Source organism: Streptomyces sp. NPDC052040 (assembly GCF_044548405.1).
In the GTDB taxonomy this organism is placed as follows: domain Bacteria; phylum Actinomycetota; class Actinomycetes; order Streptomycetales; family Streptomycetaceae; genus Streptomyces.
The window spans coordinates 463,489-479,457 of sequence record NZ_JBIUBV010000002.1 but is presented as its reverse complement, the minus strand read 5'-3'; the positions used below and the strand labels follow the sequence as shown (position 1 = coordinate 479,457).

At 72.2% G+C, this 15,969-nt stretch carries 12 protein-coding genes and 1 pseudogene; 3 read left to right on the top strand and 10 right to left on the bottom strand.

Features of this window, described 5'->3' with window-relative positions; all coding sequences use genetic code 11:
• Nucleotides 1-98 precede the first annotated feature (98 nt).
• From dnaG to ACIHAA_RS08195, 4 genes are all read right to left on the bottom strand, one after another.
• Nucleotides 99-2,006: a DNA primase gene (gene dnaG, locus ACIHAA_RS08210; protein ID WP_399814416.1), complete on the bottom strand. Its 1,908-nt coding sequence runs from the start codon at nt 2,004-2,006 to the stop codon at nt 99-101.
• A 47-nt stretch (nt 2,007-2,053) separates the two neighbouring features.
• Nucleotides 2,054-3,319 carry an NAD(P)/FAD-dependent oxidoreductase gene (locus ACIHAA_RS08205; protein ID WP_399814414.1) on the bottom strand — a complete coding sequence of 422 codons (1,266 nt, stop codon included), beginning with the start codon at nt 3,317-3,319 and terminating at the stop codon, nt 2,054-2,056.
• 186 nt (nt 3,320-3,505) lie between these two features.
• Nucleotides 3,506-4,843, bottom strand: coding sequence for a deoxyguanosinetriphosphate triphosphohydrolase (locus tag ACIHAA_RS08200; protein WP_399814412.1), 1,338 nt, complete (start codon nt 4,841-4,843; stop codon nt 3,506-3,508).
• A gap of 612 nt (nt 4,844-5,455) precedes the next feature.
• Entirely contained in the window at nt 5,456-6,343 is an 888-nt protein-coding gene (locus ACIHAA_RS08195; RefSeq protein WP_399814410.1) for a sirohydrochlorin chelatase, read from the bottom strand.
• 202 nt (nt 6,344-6,545) lie between these two features.
• On the opposite strand from ACIHAA_RS08195, the gene ACIHAA_RS08190 reads away from it, so the two are divergent.
• Nucleotides 6,546-7,241, top strand: coding sequence for a vancomycin high temperature exclusion protein (locus ACIHAA_RS08190; protein ID WP_399814409.1), 696 nt, complete (start codon nt 6,546-6,548; stop codon nt 7,239-7,241).
• 19 nt (nt 7,242-7,260) lie between these two features.
• Here ACIHAA_RS08190 and ACIHAA_RS08185 read toward each other — a convergent pair whose 3' ends face one another.
• From ACIHAA_RS08185 to ACIHAA_RS08165, 5 genes and pseudogenes are all read right to left on the bottom strand, one after another.
• A complete protein-coding gene (locus tag ACIHAA_RS08185; protein ID WP_399814407.1) occupies nt 7,261-8,178 on the bottom strand; it encodes a protocatechuate dioxygenase in 918 nt (305 codons plus the stop codon).
• Nucleotides 8,179-8,320: 142 nt separating this feature from the next.
• Nucleotides 8,321-8,995 (bottom strand): DUF4291 domain-containing protein, encoded by a 675-nt coding sequence (locus tag ACIHAA_RS08180; protein WP_399814405.1) that lies wholly within the window; start codon nt 8,993-8,995, stop codon nt 8,321-8,323.
• An 8-nt stretch (nt 8,996-9,003) separates the two neighbouring features.
• Nucleotides 9,004-9,585, bottom strand: a complete 582-nt coding sequence (locus ACIHAA_RS08175) for a hypothetical protein (RefSeq protein ID WP_399814403.1) — start codon at nt 9,583-9,585, stop codon at nt 9,004-9,006.
• A gap of 182 nt (nt 9,586-9,767) precedes the next feature.
• Nucleotides 9,768-10,378, bottom strand: a pseudogene (locus tag ACIHAA_RS08170) (transposase family protein).
• 188 nt (nt 10,379-10,566) lie between these two features.
• A complete protein-coding gene (locus ACIHAA_RS08165; RefSeq protein WP_399814401.1) occupies nt 10,567-10,932 on the bottom strand; it encodes a WXG100 family type VII secretion target in 366 nt (121 codons plus the stop codon).
• A gap of 478 nt (nt 10,933-11,410) precedes the next feature.
• On the opposite strand from ACIHAA_RS08165, the gene ACIHAA_RS08160 reads away from it, so the two are divergent.
• Both ACIHAA_RS08160 and ACIHAA_RS08155 read left to right on the top strand, forming a co-directional pair.
• The gene (locus ACIHAA_RS08160) at nt 11,411-11,935 is read left to right on the top strand and encodes a hypothetical protein (RefSeq protein ID WP_399814399.1); all 525 of its coding nucleotides are present in this window, start codon (nt 11,411-11,413) and stop codon (nt 11,933-11,935) included.
• 194 nt (nt 11,936-12,129) lie between these two features.
• Nucleotides 12,130-12,714 (top strand): class F sortase, encoded by a 585-nt coding sequence (locus ACIHAA_RS08155; protein ID WP_399814541.1) that lies wholly within the window; start codon nt 12,130-12,132, stop codon nt 12,712-12,714.
• A 159-nt stretch (nt 12,715-12,873) separates the two neighbouring features.
• On the opposite strand, the gene ppdK is transcribed toward ACIHAA_RS08155, so the two are convergent.
• Nucleotides 12,874-15,615, bottom strand: coding sequence for a pyruvate, phosphate dikinase (gene ppdK, locus ACIHAA_RS08150; protein ID WP_399814397.1), 2,742 nt, complete (start codon nt 15,613-15,615; stop codon nt 12,874-12,876).
• Nucleotides 15,616-15,969: the final 354 nt, after the last annotated feature.

Sequence of the window (15,969 nt, the reverse complement as noted above, 5' to 3'; positions counted from 1 at the left end):
ACGACACATCGCCGCCACGAGGGGCGTGCGTCCACTTTTTGAGTCCGGTGCGTGACCGCCCGGTTACCCGGCCCGAACGGGCAGGGGCCCCGCGGCGCTCAGAGCGCTGCCACGCCGCGTTCCCGCAGGGCCTGGTCGTACTGCTGGAGGACCCACAGTTCGTTCTGCACGGCGGCGAGCTGGGCCGCGTCCGCGTAGGAACCGAGGCGGGTCAGGGTGCTCTGGACGTCGCGGACGCGGCGTTCGACCGCACGGCGGCGGACCGTGACCAGCTGGGCGCCCGCGTACGCCTCGTCCACCTCCTTGCGGAGCAGGATCGCCTCCACCGCCAGCTCGGTGACCATGGCGCGGACCGCGTCGTCGGGTGCCGCCTCGCGGACGCGGACCAGGTACTCCTGCGGGTCCTGGGCGCCGTACTCGGCACCTCCCGCGTCCATGATCGCCTGGCGTACGGCCGCGTAGGGCGCCGCGGTGAACTCGTCGATCCCGTACGCGTCGAACGCCGGGGAGACCAGCTCCGGCCGCTGGAGGGCGAGTTTGAGCAGCTCCCGCTCGGTCGCGTAGACCGGGTTGCGGAGGGTGAGCGCCGGTCCCGACACCGCCGGGCGGGGGGCCGCCTCGTACGGCTGCCGGGTGTGCTGTCCGGCCGGTGCCGGTCCGCGGCCGCCCCGGTCCCGGGCCCAACGGGCCAGCTGCGCCACCCGCTTGACCACGAACTGGGTGTCGAGAATGCCGAGCATTCCGGCGAGCTGGACCGCGACCTCGTGCTGGGCGCCGCTGTTCTTGATCCGGGCGACGACCGGGGCCGCCTCGTCCAGTGCGGCGGCGCGGCCCGCGGGGGTGTCCAGGTCGTAGCGGCCGACGATCTGCCGGAGGGCGAACTCGAAGAGCGGGGTGCGGGGCTGGGCGAGGTCGGCGACCGCTTCGTCGCCCTTGGCGAGGCGCAGTTCGCAGGGGTCCATGCCGTCCGGGGCGATGGCGATATAGGTCTCGGCGGCGAACTTCTGGTCGTCCTCGAAGGCCCGCAGGGCCGCCTTCTGGCCCGCCGCGTCACCGTCGAAGGTGAAGATCACCCGCGCGGATCCGTTGTCCATCAGCAGGCGCCGCAGGATCTTGATGTGCTCGCCGCCGAAGGCGGTGCCGCAGGTCGCGATGGCCGTGGTGACACCGGCGAGATGGCAGGCCATGACGTCGGTGTAGCCCTCGACGACCACCGCCCGGCTCACCTTCGCGATCTCCTTCTTCGCCAGGTCGATGCCGTAGAGCACCTGGGACTTCTTGTAGATCGCCGTGTCGGGCGTGTTCAGGTACTTGGGTCCGTTGTCCGCCTCGTAGAGCTTCCTGGCGCCGAAGCCGACGACGTCCCCGCCGATGTCGCGGATCGGCCACATCAGCCGGCCGCGGAAGCGGTCGATGGGGCCCCGGCGGCCCTCCTGGGAAAGGCCGGAAAGGATCAGCTCCTTGTCGCTGAAGCCCTTGCCGCGCAGAAAGCGGGTGAGGTGGTCCCAGCCCTGGGGGCTGTAGCCGACGCCGAAGTGCACGGCGGCGGCCTGGTCGAAGCCCCGCTCGGCGAGGAAGGCGCGGCCCGTGTCGGCCTCGGGGGCGGTGGCCAGCTGCTCCGCGTACCACTCGGCGGCGAGCCGGTGCGCCTCGACCAGGCGGATGCGCTCGCCGCGCTGGTGGGTGGGGTTGTACCCGCCCTCCTCGTAGCGCAGGGTGATGCCGGCGCGGGCGGCCAGCCGCTCGACCGCCTCGGAGAAGGTGAGGTGGTCGACCTTCATCACGAAGGTGAGGGTGTCGCCGCCCTCCTGGCAGCCGAAGCAGTGGAAGAGTCCCTTGCTCGGGCTGACCTGGAAGGACGGTGACTTCTCGTCGTGGAAGGGGCACAGGCCCTTCAGATTGCCGCCGCCCGCGTTCCGCAGCTGGAGGTACTCGGACACGACGGAGTCGATCGGGACCGCGTCCCTGACCGCCTTCACGTCCTCGTCGTTGATCCGTCCTGCCACGAGGAGATTCTACGGGGACGCCGGGGCGGCGGAGGGCTCGCGGGGCGTCATGGGGCCAGGGTCTCCAGCGGCACCCCGGGATCCGCGAGCGCCTCCGGATCCACCTGGGCCCCCGACCGGATCAGCTTCTGGATCGGCTCTGTGACGTCCCACACGTTCACGTTCATCCCGGCCAGCACCCTGCCCTCCTTCAGCCAGAACGCGATGAAGTGCCGCTTGCCCGCGTCGCCGCGCAGCACCACCTGGTCGTACGAGCCGGGCGGCGCCCACCCCGAGTACTCCATCCCCATGTCGTACTGGTCGGAGAAGAAGTACGGCACCCGGTCGTACCGCACCTCGTGCCCGAGCATCGCGCGGGCCGCGGCCGGGCCGCCGTTCAGCGCGTTCGCCCAGTGCTCCACGCGCAGCCGGGTGCCGAAGAGCGGGAGGTGGAAGGAGGCGATGTCGCCCGCCGCGTGGATGTGGGGGTCCGAGGTGCGCAGCCGCTCGTCGACGACGACGCCCCCGCCCTGCGCCCGGTCGGCGATCTCCAGGCCCGCGGCCTCGGCGAGCGCGGTGCGCGGTGCCGCGCCGATCGCGGCGAGGACGTCGTGGGCGGGGTGTTCCTCGCCGTCGTCGGTGCGGGCGGCCAGCACCACACCGTCCTGGCCGACGATCTCGGTCAGCCGCACCCCGAAGCGGAAGCGGACGCCGTGTTCGCTGTGCAGTTCGGCGAAGAGGTTGCCCAGCTCGGGGCCGAGGACCGGGTACAGCGGGGTCGGCTCGGGCTCGATGACGGTGACCTCCGCGCCGTACTCGCGGGCCGCGGCGGCCACCTCGAGGCCGATCCAGCCCGCGCCCGCGATCACGAGATGGCCGTTGTCCCGGCCGAGGGAGGCGAGGACGCCCCTCAGGCGTTCGGCATGGGCGAGGCGGCGCAGATGGTGGACGCCCGCGAGGTCCGTGCCGGGGACGTCGAGGCGGCGGGGCTCGGCGCCGGTGGCCAGCAGCAGCTTGTCGTAGTGGACCAGGGTGCCGTCGTCGCCGAAGCGCACGGTCCTGGCCTCGCGGTCCAGGGCGTCGACGGTCTGGCCGAGGTGCAGTTCGATGTCGTGGCGCGCGTACCAGGAGGGCTCGTGCACGAAGACGCTGTCGCGCCCCTCCTTGCCCAGCAGATAGCCCTTGGACAGGGGCGGCCGCTCATAGGGGTGGTCGCGTTCGTCGCAGATCAGTATCACCCGGCCGGTGAAGCCCTCCGCGCGGAGCGTCTCGGCCGCCTTCGCGCCCGCGAGACCTCCTCCGACGATGACGAACGTCTGATCCGCGTCGACCACTTGATGCCTCCTCGTAAGGATGTCGCCACATGGGAGCGTCCCGCACGCGGTGTGCTGCGGGAAGGGGGTGTGGCCCGATCAGGCCACACAAGGTCACCTTCACAACCCCGCGTCCCCCTCGTCACGGCCGTCCCGGCGCCCCCGGACCGGGCGCGGCCGGTGAGCGTCAGGCGCGGCCGGTGAACGTCAGGTGCGGCCGGTGAGCCGCGCGTGCAGGGAGTCCGCCGAGGCGTCGGTGAGCGAGGCGATCTGGTCGACGATCACCCGCTTGCGGGCGCGGTCGTCGGCCGCCTCCTGGAACAGCGCGCGGAACTGGGGGTCGAGGCCCTCGGGCGCGCGGGCGGTGAGCGCCTCGGCGAGTTCGGCGACGACGATCCGCTGGTCGGCGCGGAGCCGCTCCTGCTCGGCGCGCTGCATCACATAGCGGTCGGCGACCGCCTTGAGGACCGCGCACTCCATGCGGGTGCCTCTGGGGACGACGAGTTCGGCGGCGTACCGGGTGAGGCGGCCGTGGCCCCAGGCCTCCCGGGTCGCGCTCTCGGCGGCCAGACAGAAGCGTCCGATGAGCTGGCTGGTGGCGTCCTTCAGCCGGGACTGGGCGACCGCGGAGCCGTCGTAGCCGCTCGGCCACCACTCCTGGTCCAGCAGCCGGTCGAGTGCCTCGGCCAGTTCCGCGGGGTCGGTGTCCGCGGACACGTACCGTCCGACGGCCACGGCGAAGACCGCCTGCCGCTCGGCCTCGGCGTGCAGGCAGCCCGGGTCGATGTGGCCGGCGTGCAGTCCGTCCTCGAAGTCGTGCACCGAGTAGGCCACGTCGTCGGCCCAGTCCATGACCTGGGCCTCGAAGCAGGTGCGGTCCTGGGGGGCGCCCTTGCGGAACCAGTCGAAGACGGGGCGGTCGTCCTCGTAGACGCCGAACTTCGGGGAGACGGGGTCGGCGGGGTGGGAGCCGCGCGGCCAGGGGTACTTGGTGGCGGCGTCGAGGGCGGCGCGGGTGAGGTTGAGCCCCACGCTGACCAGTTCGCCGGAGCCCGGGGTGCGCACGAACCGCTTGGGCTCGATCCGGGCGAGCAGCCGCAGGGACTGGGCGTTGCCCTCGAAGCCGCCGCAGTCCTCGGCGAACTCGTTGAGCGCCTGTTCGCCGTTGTGCCCGAAGGGCGGGTGGCCGAGGTCGTGGGAGAGGCAGGCGGCCTCGACGAGGTCGGGGTCGCAGCCGAGGGCGGCGCCCAGCTCCCGGCCGACCTGGGCGCACTCCAGGGAGTGGGTGAGCCGGGTACGGGGGCTGGCGTCCCAGACGGCACTCATGCTGCCCGGGGTGACGACCTGGGTCTTGCCCGCCAGTCGGCGCAGCGCGGCCGAGTGCAGCACCCGGGCGCGGTCGCGCTGGAAGGCGGTGCGGCCGGGGCGTTTGTCGGGCTCGGCGGCCCAGCGCTCGGTGTCCGCGGCGTCGTACGCCCCGGTGGCCGCCGCTCCGTTTTCCTGGCGCGCGGAAGTGCTGTGGGCGTTCGGTGCTGTCCCGTCCATGACCCGACAGTAATCGCAGCCGGTGAGAAGCGGGATATCGGGCTCCGCCCTGCCGCGGAAGGTTTCCCTCCGGGGTTGGGGATGCGCCGGGGGCACCGCTGGGGCGGGGCGTCGCCGGGGTGGGGGCGCGCCGGGGCGCGCCGGGGCCGGGGTGGGGATGCGCCGGGGGCACCGCTGGGGCGGGGCGTCGCCGGGGTGGGGGTGGGGGCTGTGGCCTGGTTGGGGCGTCGCCAGGGCTCGGGTGGGGGCACGCCGGATCCGGGGTGCGGCGTCGCCGGGGGCATCGCCGGGGTGGGGGCTGTGGCCCGGGCGGGGCGTCGCCGGGGGGTTGGGTGGGGGTGCGCCGGGCTGGGCCGTGGTCCGGTCAGGCCGTTGCCAGGGCTTGGGATGCGGGCGGCCCAGGGGGGCGCGAGGCGCCCGGGCGTACGCGACGGCCCGTTCGTAGCGGTGCAGGACGAGGCGGGCCACGGCGGCGTGCGCGCCGAGCGGGGATCCCGGGTCGGGTCGGCGCCGGTGCAGCAGTACGCGGGACGCGGGCGCGGGCGCGCCGGGGCACCTTGCTCGCCCCGCGGCTGGCCCGTCTGACGCGGGCCGCAGGTGCGGGCGCGCCGGTCAGGCTGTCGCCAGGGCATGGGTGGCGGGTGGACCGGGGGTCGCGAGGGCTTCGTCGTAGCGGTGCAGGACGAGGCGGGCCACGGCGGCGTGCGCGCCGAGTGGGGCCGCCGTGATCCACGGTGCCGCCGCGGCGCACTCGGTGGCCAGACGGCCCGGTGCCATGAGATACGGGGCCACGGCGATCCGGTGGTGCCCGCGGGCGCCGAGCGAGCGGACCGCCGCTGCCACGGTGGGCGCGGCACGGCGGGCGTGGGCGGGGACGACGGGCACCCCGAGGCGCTCGGCGAGGAGCAGGGCGGTACGGCGGGTGTCGGCGGCCGCGTCGGGGTCGCGGGAGCCCGCGGCGGCGAGCACCACCGCACTCGCCCGGCGCCGGGCGTCGCTCATCGCGGTCGGCCAGCCCGCCTCGACCAGCCGGGCGTAGAGGGCCTCCACCAGCAGGGGGTGGGGGCCGAGCGGCGCGGCCACCAGGGTGCCCGGCAAGGACGCGGCCACCCGGTCGGGGAGGACCCGCCCGGTGTGGTGGCCGCGGCCGAGGAGCAGCGGTACGAGCACGGCCGGGCCCGTGCCGGGCGGCTCGGGCGGCGCGGTCGGTCCGAGGCGGCACAGGTGCACCGGCAGCCGCGGGCGCAGTTCCCGTACCCGTTCCGCCAGGGCGCGCGCGGTGGCAAAGGCGCGCGGGTCGCGGCCGCCGCGGGCCACGAGGACGAGCGCGGGCGGATCGGGGCGGCGGGTGCCGTCGAGGGCGACCAGACCGAGGCGGCTGCCGAGCCGGCTGGCGATCCGGCCCATGAGCTGCGCCGTGCTGTCGAGGCCGACGCCGTGCAGCGACCGGTCGCCGGGGCCGGGGCAGGACTCGTCGTGGGAGGGGGTCGACGCGGTCATGGACCGATCCTCGCGGTGCAAGGTTGCCGCACCGTTGCGCCGCTGTGACAGGTGGTGTCCGGACGGTCACCGGATCCCCCCGACCGGACGGGGGGACGCCTCCCGTGCCGTCGCGGGCGAACCGGACCGGCTCCCGCCGCGTCCCCCAGAACGACAGCGAGGGCCACCGTCCACGCCACCGACCCCGGGGGGATACGTTTCGATGGACCTGCCACGCCCGAGGATCCGGAGACCGGGGCTGCCGCGCACCCGGAGGAGCCAACGGCACGCCGTTCAGGCCCTGATGCTGCTGTGCGTACTCGCGCTGCTGCCGTCGGCCTGGCTGTTCCTCACCACCGCCGACCGGCTGCGCACGACCGCGGACGTGCCGCGGGCGGACGTCGCCGTGGTCTTCGGCGCGGGTCTGTGGAACGGCGAACCGTCGCCGTATCTCGCCCACCGGCTGGACGCGGCGGCGCTGCTGTACCGGGAGGGCCGGGTCCGGGTCGTGCTCGTCACCGGCGACAACAGCCGCAGTGACTACGACGAACCGGACGCGATGCGCGCCTATCTGACACGGCACGGCGTGCCCGGCGAGCGGATCGTCGGCGACTACGCGGGCTTCGACAGTTGGGACTCCTGCGTGCGCGCCCGCAAGGTGTTCGGTGTGCACCGGGCGGTCCTGATCAGCCAGGGCTTCCACATCCGCCGCGCGGTCGCCCTGTGCCGGGCAGCGGGCATCACCTCCTACGGCGTCGGGGTCGCCGACCGGCGCGACATCACCTGGTACTACGGCTCCACCCGGGAGGTCTTCGCGTCGGGGAAGGCCGCCCTGGACGTGCTGTTCCGCCCGGATCCGCGGTTCCTGGGGCCCCGGGAGCCGGGGGTCCGGAACGCACTGGCGGCGGCGCGAGGGTGAGCCGCCCGCGCCGCCGTCCTCAGGGGGCCGGGGGGCTCGCCGGGCCGGAGGCGCTCGCGGCGCTGTCCGGTGCCGGGGTCCCGGTGGTGCGGGCGGCGCCCGCCGGGGGCGGTGTGGGCTCCCGGGAGGGGTCGATGCCGATGGTCAGTGCCGCGGTGAGCCCGGTGTCGACGTGCCCGGTGACGGCCATCAGCCCGTCCCTGCCGCCGCCCGCGCGGTAGACGGTGTCCTGCGCGAGCCGGGTGCGCGAGCCGGTGTGGGCGGTGTACGGGGACTTCGTGTACACCGCGTCGGTGTACCGGTCCGGGAAGAAGAGCTGCCCGCTCCAGTTGAGCAGGCCGCCCCGGTAGCCGCGGCCGGTCCGGCTGCCGCCGGTGCGGACCCTGATGTTGATGTGCGGGGCCCGGGTCGCACTCCAGCCGGGGAACACGGTCGCGAATTCGGCGCGGCCCCCGGCGTCGGTCGTCTGGCAGCCGCGCAGATAGGTCCTGGACCCGGCCGCGCGGGCGGGGCCGCCCGCGGCGGGGGTCCGGCCGCCCGGGTGCGCCTGGGCGTAGCCGGAGTAGAAGCCCAGGGCGTCGCAGTGCCAGATCTCGACGTCGGCGCCGGTGAGGAGCGCACAGGCGTGGGGGTGGTCGCGCACGGTCAGCCGCAGCCGCAGCGGAACGCCCTGTTCGCCCTCGGTGATGTCCGTGCGCCGGGGCACGCCGTCCAGGTGGTACGGGCCGGGGGTCAGACTCCGGTTGAGTACGCACAGTTCGGCGTCCGGCGCGGTGCCCGGCACCCCTTCCCGGCCGGACCCCGCCCCCTCGCGCCCCGGCACCCGGTCGCGGCCGCCCGTGTCGAGGAAGGCGTAGAACCCGATCCCCAGCCCGGCCCCCGCGGCGGCCCCGGCCAGCGCGAGGACCCGCCGCCGGTTGATGTCGCTGTCGGTCATGGCGGGGACCCTAGGACCGCCGACACCACCACCGCGCGCGGACGCACGGCGCGGTCGCCCGCATGAGGGACGGGGACGGAACCTACCGCGATTGCCCGCGCACACTCGCTACGAGGTTCGGGACAGTCGCGACACCGTCCGATCAGCGCGGCTCCGTTCCCGCCCCGGGGTGGCTGGGACGGCCTTCGCATACGAGTTCTGAGGTTGCACCGATCCGTGTGGCCAGGTTCCTGGGAAGGGGATACGAGGTCTCGGGGGTGATCTTGGTGTCGGCTGTCTCGGTATGGCCGTCGCGCACCAGAGCGTGGACCTCATGGACGAGCGGGGTGACATCCACGATGCCGAGGATCCAGTCGTCGACATAGTGGTGCACTGCCTCGCGGGACAGGCCGATCTGGATGGCGCGGTGCGGCAGCGGGGCCAGGCCGGTGGAGCGCTCGGGGTCCCACTGGATCCGCACCGGGCTGGCTGCCAGTGCGGTTTTCCATTCTTCGGCGGAGGAGTGCCGACCATGCTCGTAGTGGCTAAGGCAGGCGTGGGCGAGGGCCCACTCGAAGCCCTCGCGGCTGATGCGGACGGCGAGCACCCGTTCCTGTCCGGGCTTGGTGGCCCAGCCGGAGCGGTACATCATCCACCGAAAGGACGGCTTGATCCAGGTCATCCGCTCCCGCTTGAACGGGGGTGCGAAGGTGCCGACAGCCAGTGCGGCGTCGGCGATCGCAGCCGGATACGCCTGGTAGACGGTCAGGGCTTGTTCGTCATGAGCGGCCCGGATCTGCCGAAACGGGTACGCGGTCGTCGAATGCTCCGCAGACATGGATGCGATCACCGCTGTGCGGCCTCGGCCAACCACGCGTCCTTGCGCAGGAGGACGGGGCCGGTGACGGATCGGGCCCCGGAGAGGTATGCGGCCCAGCGCAGTTCGTCGCAGGAGAAGAAATCTTCGCCAGCAGCATCGACCCACAGGGACAAGGTGCGGTCATCGGCCCCGGTGAGGTCCCACCAGGACCATCGCCGGAGATCCAGATCGAGGTCGAACCGTTCAAGCCAGCCCCGCAGGTCCCAGCCGGGGCCCAGCCCGGCCGCTGTGAAGTGCTCGCTTCCGCTCCGGGCGAAGTCGGGGAGGGGCCGCTCCGCGCCCGACTCGGCGCAGGCCGCGACGAACCACCCGGGGACTTCCCGCGGGGTGGTCTCCGTATCGATACCAGCCTCGGCCAAGGCGTGGTCCAACGCGGCGCCAAGGACAGACCGTAGACGCTCCGCGTACTCCTGCCGCGAGCCGTCGACCTCCACCCTGAAGCGGCTGAGCCACGGTGGGGCAGATTCCTCAGCCGGAGCGGCATCGATTCTGTCGCGCTCATCCAGGAACGCCTCGTCCTCCTCGTCCAGGAACTCCTGGTCGTTCACCCTTCTACCCCTTCTCGTACTGTGCTCGGGTCAGCGCCTTCTGCCACGGCCACCCGTGGCAGGCTGACTCCGTTCCTGCTCCCGCTCGTGGGCCCACTCCTTCTGCTGTTCGTCCCACGAGAGCGGCCTTCCGTCCTTCTCGGCATGCCAGCCATCCGGCCGGTACGTAGCCTTTTCCAACCTCACGCTGACGTGTGATGAAGGACGAGTACGGCCTGGACGATCGCGGTGATGCGGTTGGTGCTGCAGCGGAGCTTCCGTAGGAGCCGCCAGCCCTTCAGGGTGGCCATGGCCCGTTCGCCGAGGCAGCGGATCTTGGCGTGTCTGCTGTTGTGCCGCCGCTGCCACCGCTTGAGGTGGCGCCCGCGGAAGGGCACCCGGATCGGGCGGTCGGCGCCCTGGTATGCCTGTCCGCCCAGCACTCGAGGTCGGCGGTGACGAGAGCCTCGACGATCCCATGAGTGCGGGCGGCGGTCAGATCGTGCGTGGAGCCTGGCAGTGCGGGCGAAGCCCACAGCAGACGGCCGAACGGATCGGTGAGGACCTGGATGTTCATGCCGTGGCGCTTGTGCTTCCCCGAGTAGTACGGGGTGTCGGCGGCGATCCGGTCGATAGGCAGCAGGGTGCCGTCGTGGATCACGAACGCCTTGGTCCGTGCTACACGCATCGCCTCGGCCAGGGTGGGCGCAAGCGAGGCCGGCACTTCAACGGCCTCGCGTATGTAGCGGTACGCGGTGGCGATGCCGATACCGAACCCGGCCGCGAGCTGGGCGTAGGTGTCACCGCACCGCAGATGTGCCAGGGCGAGGAGGGCTTGCCGGCCGGTGGTGAGCCGCCGCCACCGGGTCCCGACCTCCCCTCGCCGGACGGCGCGGTGTCCGGCCAGGCACCGCAAGCTGCGACTGGACAGGTCGATCGACGACGGGCAGACAAGCACGCGAAGCTCCTGGTGGCTGCGGGCGATCTTGGTCGAGAACCCGTCTACCAGGAGCTTCGCTGTTCTGCAGAGCTGTCCAACACGCGAGCAGCACCGTCAGGTTGGAAAAGGCTCACTGTGTGCGAGGCCTGAACGAGTTCGGCCATATGGCCGTTCGACAACTGAGCCCACTTGGCTAGCAGCGCCTCATAGGACTCCCCCTCGTATGACGCGCCCAGCCTGCCGATCGTCGCTGTCGAGTCCTGGTGCGTCGACTCCACATTCTGCGCGAACTCCCGCACATGCGAGGCGAACTCGCGCACCTTGTCCTCGTTCACCACAGGCCAGTTGATGCCGATGGCTTGCAGGAACAGCTCCACCTCACCAGGCAACTCGATTGCCACTGCCGCCCCCTCCTCGGCGGCGAACACCGCCTCACCAATCCTAGGTGTCACTAATTCCGGGAGTCACTCGCCCTCAGAGCCCGGGAGCACCCCGACAGCGACCCCGCACGCGACGATGCGCCTCTGCGGCGGGGGCAGGGGGAGGCTCAGCGCGGCGGCAGCGTGGGAGCGCGGTGAACATCGACCGACGGCTAAGCCCTGACGGTCCGCCGCTGCCCTCCCCGGCCGGGACGCGGGTTCTGTGACTCCGTCACCCGTTCATCGCCGCCCCTCCCCCCTTTGTGATCTTTTTCGTGGCGGGCCAGGCGTACGGCTGTGACCTGCTGGAACATCGGTCACTCCGGGCCGTGCGCGGCTGCTTGCGTCACCCGTTCGCCGCCGGGCTGACGCGGTCTCGGCAAGCGCCCGGCCGCCCGGGGCCTTTTCCTCGGAAGGGCAGGGGTACGGCCGACGCAGCGGCATGCTGGGGATGTCGCGGGCCGGGTCCCTCGGAGGAGCACACGCCATGCGACGTACCGCCCGTCTGCTGACCGGTACCGCCCTCGCCCTCGGCGCCGCGGGGCTCGCCACCGTGCCCGCGTACGCCGGTGACACCGGGGGGCTGGAGATCTCGCCCTCCGCAGTCGTACCGGGCGCCCAGGTCACCGTGGACACGGCGGCGTGCGGTGCGCAGCACGCGGCGGCGGGCGACGCCAGCGCGGTCGGGGCCGGGCAGTTCGTCCTGGCGCCCGGCGCCCATCAGCCGGGCGCGACCGGGCGGTTCCGTGTGCCGCCGGGCGCCCAGCCGGGCACGTACGAGATCGTCGCCCGGTGCTCCGGCGCCGGGCACGCCACCGTGACCGGCGATCTGACGGTCACTCTCACCGCGGCCAAGGAGCAGACCCTGCCGCGGGGCAGTGTGAAGACGGGGGTCGGGGGCGCACTGGGCCCCGACCCCGTGAAATCCGCGGCCGGTGTGGCGGCTCTCGCCGTCGCCGCCGCGGGCGGTACCTGGCTCCTGCACCGCCGCCTCCGCGGCGACGGGTTCTGACGGACGCGCCGCGCCGTCGGCGGGCCGGTACCGCCTCTCCCATCCCCCTCCGGGTCCGACTGCCCCTCGCGGCCCGGAGGGGGTCCCCGAGGCCCCTCCCGGGTCGGCGGGGACCCCCGGTCCCGAAGGAGGGCCACGTGCGCAAGGTCGGCAGGTCCGGCACGCTCGGCGACGTCGTCATAGCCTCCGTCACCATGGTTGCCCTGTGCGCCGGGGTGTGGCTGCTGCACGGCGCCGCCGAGACCCGCACACCCCCGCAGCCCTCGCTCGCCCAGGCCTCCACGGCTCCCGTCCCGCTGCGGTCCCGCACGGTGGCCGCGCTGCCGCCCTCGCCCCCCGACCGGATACGCATCCCCTCGATACGGGTGAACGCCCCGCTGATGGGACTCGAACTCACCCCGTCCGGAAGCCTGGACGTGCCGCCCGCCGAGGAGAAGAACCTGGCCGGCTGGTACGAGGCCGGGACCATGCCCGGTGAGACGGGCACCGCGATCGTCGCCGGGCATGTCGACAACGCCGAGGGTCCGGCGGTCTTCTACGATCTCGGCGCCCTGGACCGGGGCAGCACGGTCGAGGTCGACCGGCGCGACGGCACGACGGCCGTCTTCACGGTCGACGCGGTCGAGGTGTACCAGGCGAAGAACTTCCCCGACCAGAAGGTCTACGGCGCCGCGCACCGCCCCGAGCTGCGGGTGATCACCTGCGGCGGCGGCTACTCCCGGACGACGGGCTATCAGGGGAACGTCGTGGTCTTCGCCCATCTGACGGGCAGCCACTGACGCCCGCGGCACCGGAAAAACGGGACATGCGGGACCGGAGACACACGAGGAGAGGGCGGCACCCCCCGCACAGGGGTGCCGCCCTCCTCGTGGTCCGGGCCGTCCTCGGGTCGGTGAGGGTGAGGATGACCGGGGACGGTCCGGTGGTTCCGGGGCCGGTCAGCGGTGGTCGCTGCCCGCGGACCTGGAGGCCGCCCGGCCCGCCTCCAGGCGGGCCACCGGGATGCGGAACGGTGAGCAGGACACGTAGTCCAGTCCCACCTCGTGGAAGAAGTGCACCGACTCGGGGTCGCCGCCGTGCTCGCCGCAGACGCCCAGCTTCAGGTCGGGCCGGGTCTCCCGGCCCGCCTTCGCGGCGTCGCGCACCAGCTTGCCCACGCCGTCCCGGTCGATGGTCTCGAACGGGGAGACACCGAAGATGCCCCGCTCCAGGTAGGCCGTGAAGAAGCTCGCCTCCACGTCGTCCCGGCTGAAGCCCCACACCGTCTGGGTGAGGTCGTTGGTGCCGAAGGAGAAGAACTCGGCGGCCTCCGCGATCTGCCCGGCCGTCAGGGCGGCGCGCGGCAGCTCGATCATGGTGCCGATGGCCAGCTTCAGCTGCGTCCCGGTGGCCTCCTCGACCTCGGCGATGACATGGTCCGCCTCCTCGCGCACGATCTCCAGTTCCTGGACCGTGCCGACGAGCGGGATCATGATCTCCGCGCGGGGGTCGCCCTTGGCGGCCTTGCGCTCGGCCGCCGCCTCGGCGATCGCCCGTACCTGCATGGTGAACAGGCCCGGGATCACCAGTCCGAGGCGCACACCGCGCAGGCCCAGCATCGGGTTCTGCTCGTGCAGCCGGTGCACGGCCTGGAGCAGGCGCAGCTCGTTCTCGTGCGGCTCCTGGCGGGACTCCGCGAGCGCCACGCGCACCGACAGCTCGGTGATGTCGGGCAGGAACTCGTGCAGCGGCGGGTCGAGGAGGCGGACGGTGACCGGCAGTCCGTCCATCGCCTCGAACAGCTCCACGAAGTCCTGCTTCTGGAGCGGCAGCAGCTCCTTCAGCGAGTCCTCGCGCTCGGTCTCCGTGTCCGCGAGGATCAGCCGCTCCACCAGCTCACGGCGGTCGCCGAGGAACATGTGCTCGGTGCGGCACAGGCCGATGCCCTGGGCCCCGAAGCGGCGGGCGCGCAGCGCGTCCTCTGCGTTGTCGGCGTTCGCCCGCACCCGCAGACGGCGCTTGCGGTCCGCGAAGGCCATGATCCGGTGCACGGCAGCGACCAGTTCGTCGGCGTCGTCCGCACCGGCGTGCATCCGGCCCTCGAAGTACTCGACGACCGGCGACGGTACGACGGGTACCTCACCGAGGTACACCTTGCCCGAGGAGCCGTCGATGGAGATCACGTCGCCCTCTTCGACGACATGCCCGCCGGGCACGGTCATCCGGCGCCGCTTGGTGTCGACCTCCAGCTCCTCGGCGCCGCAGACACAGGTCTTGCCCATGCCGCGGGCGACCACGGCCGCGTGCGAGGTCTTGCCGCCGCGGGAGGTGAGGATGCCCTCGGCCGCGATCATGCCGTCCAGGTCGTCGGGGTTGGTCTCCCGGCGGACCAGGATGACCTTCTCGCCGGAGCGCGACCACTTGACTGCGGTGTACGAGTCGAAGACCGCCTTGCCGACGGCCGCGCCCGGCGAGGCCGCGATGCCCCGGCCGACCTGCTCGACCCGGGCGGCCTCGTCGAACCGGGGGAACATCAGCTGGGCGAGCTGGGCGCCGGTGACGCGCTGGAGCGCCTCGGCCTCGTCGATCAGGCCCTGGTCCACCAGCTGGGTCGCGATGCGGAAGGCGGCGCCCGCGGTGCGCTTGCCGACGCGGGTCTGGAGCATCCACAGCCGGCCGCGCTCGATGGTGAACTCGATGTCGCAGAGATCCTTGTAGTGGTTCTCCAGGGTCTCCATGATCTGCATCAGCTGGTCGTACGACTTCTTGTCGATCCGCTCCAGCTCGGCGAGCGGCACCGTGTTGCGGATGCCCGCCACCACGTCCTCGCCCTGCGCGTTCTGGAGGTAGTCGCCGTAGACGCCCTGGTGGCCGGAGGCGGGGTCGCGGGTGAAGGCGACGCCGGTGCCGGAGTCGGGGCCCAGGTTGCCGAAGACCATCGAGCAGACGTTGACCGCCGTGCCCAGGTCGTGCGGGATGCGTTCCTGGCGCCGGTAGAGCTTGGCGCGGTCGCCGTTCCAGGAGTCGAAGACGGCCTTGATGGCGAGGTCCATCTGCTCGCGCGGGTCCTGCGGGAAGTCCCGTCCGGCCTCGGTCTTGACGATCTTCTTGTACTTGGTGACCAGCTTCTTCAGGTCGGCCGCGTCGAGCTGGGTGTCGTCGGTGACCTTCTTGGTCTCCTTGGCCTTGTCCAGGGCGTCCTCGAAGAGTTCGCCGTCGACGCCGAGCACGGTCTTGCCGAACATCTGGATGAGGCGGCGGTAGGAGTCCCAGGCGAAGCGCTCGTCGCCGGCCTGCTTGGCCAGGCCCTGCACCGACTTGTCGGAGAGCCCGATGTTCAGGACCGTGTCCATCATGCCGGGCATGGAGAACTTGGCTCCGGAGCGGACCGAGACCAGCAGCGGGTCGTCGGCCTGGCCGAGCTTCTTGCCCATGCGCTGCTCAAGGGCGGCGAGGTGCGCACTCACCTCGTCGCGCAGGGCCGCGGGCTCGTCACCGCTGTCCAGGTAGACCTTGCAGGCCTCGGTGGTGATGGTGAAGCCCGGCGGAACGGGGAGACCGAGGTTGGTCATCTCGGCGAGGTTCGCGCCCTTGCCGCCGAGGAGGTCCTTGAGGTCCTTGTTGCCCTCGGTGAAGTCGTAAACGAACTTCACGTCCTCCATGCCGTTTTCTGTGACGTGCTGATCTTTGTTTTCCGACACGGTCTCGACTCCTCGAGGACGCGGTGGCTGCCCTGACGGCCAGGAACATACCCAGATCGAAGGCGCGTGGGTACGTCCACTTGCGCGTCATGCGCATGTAACCACTCGTCCGCCACTGGATCGAAAGTCAAAGCTTCGCAAGCGCCAACCGGGCGATGTTTTCACTTCTTGAACGCATCGCCGCCCAAAGACCAGGCCGTCCCGCTCATATGAGCGACTATCGGCACGATTGATTTCGATCGATGAACGATCAAAGGATGGCACTGAGTGCCACCCTTTGAGAAGTGCAATCGCCGATGATCCGCTCATCTGAGCGCAACCCCTATCAGGGGTGGCGAGAATCACGCTATGCGA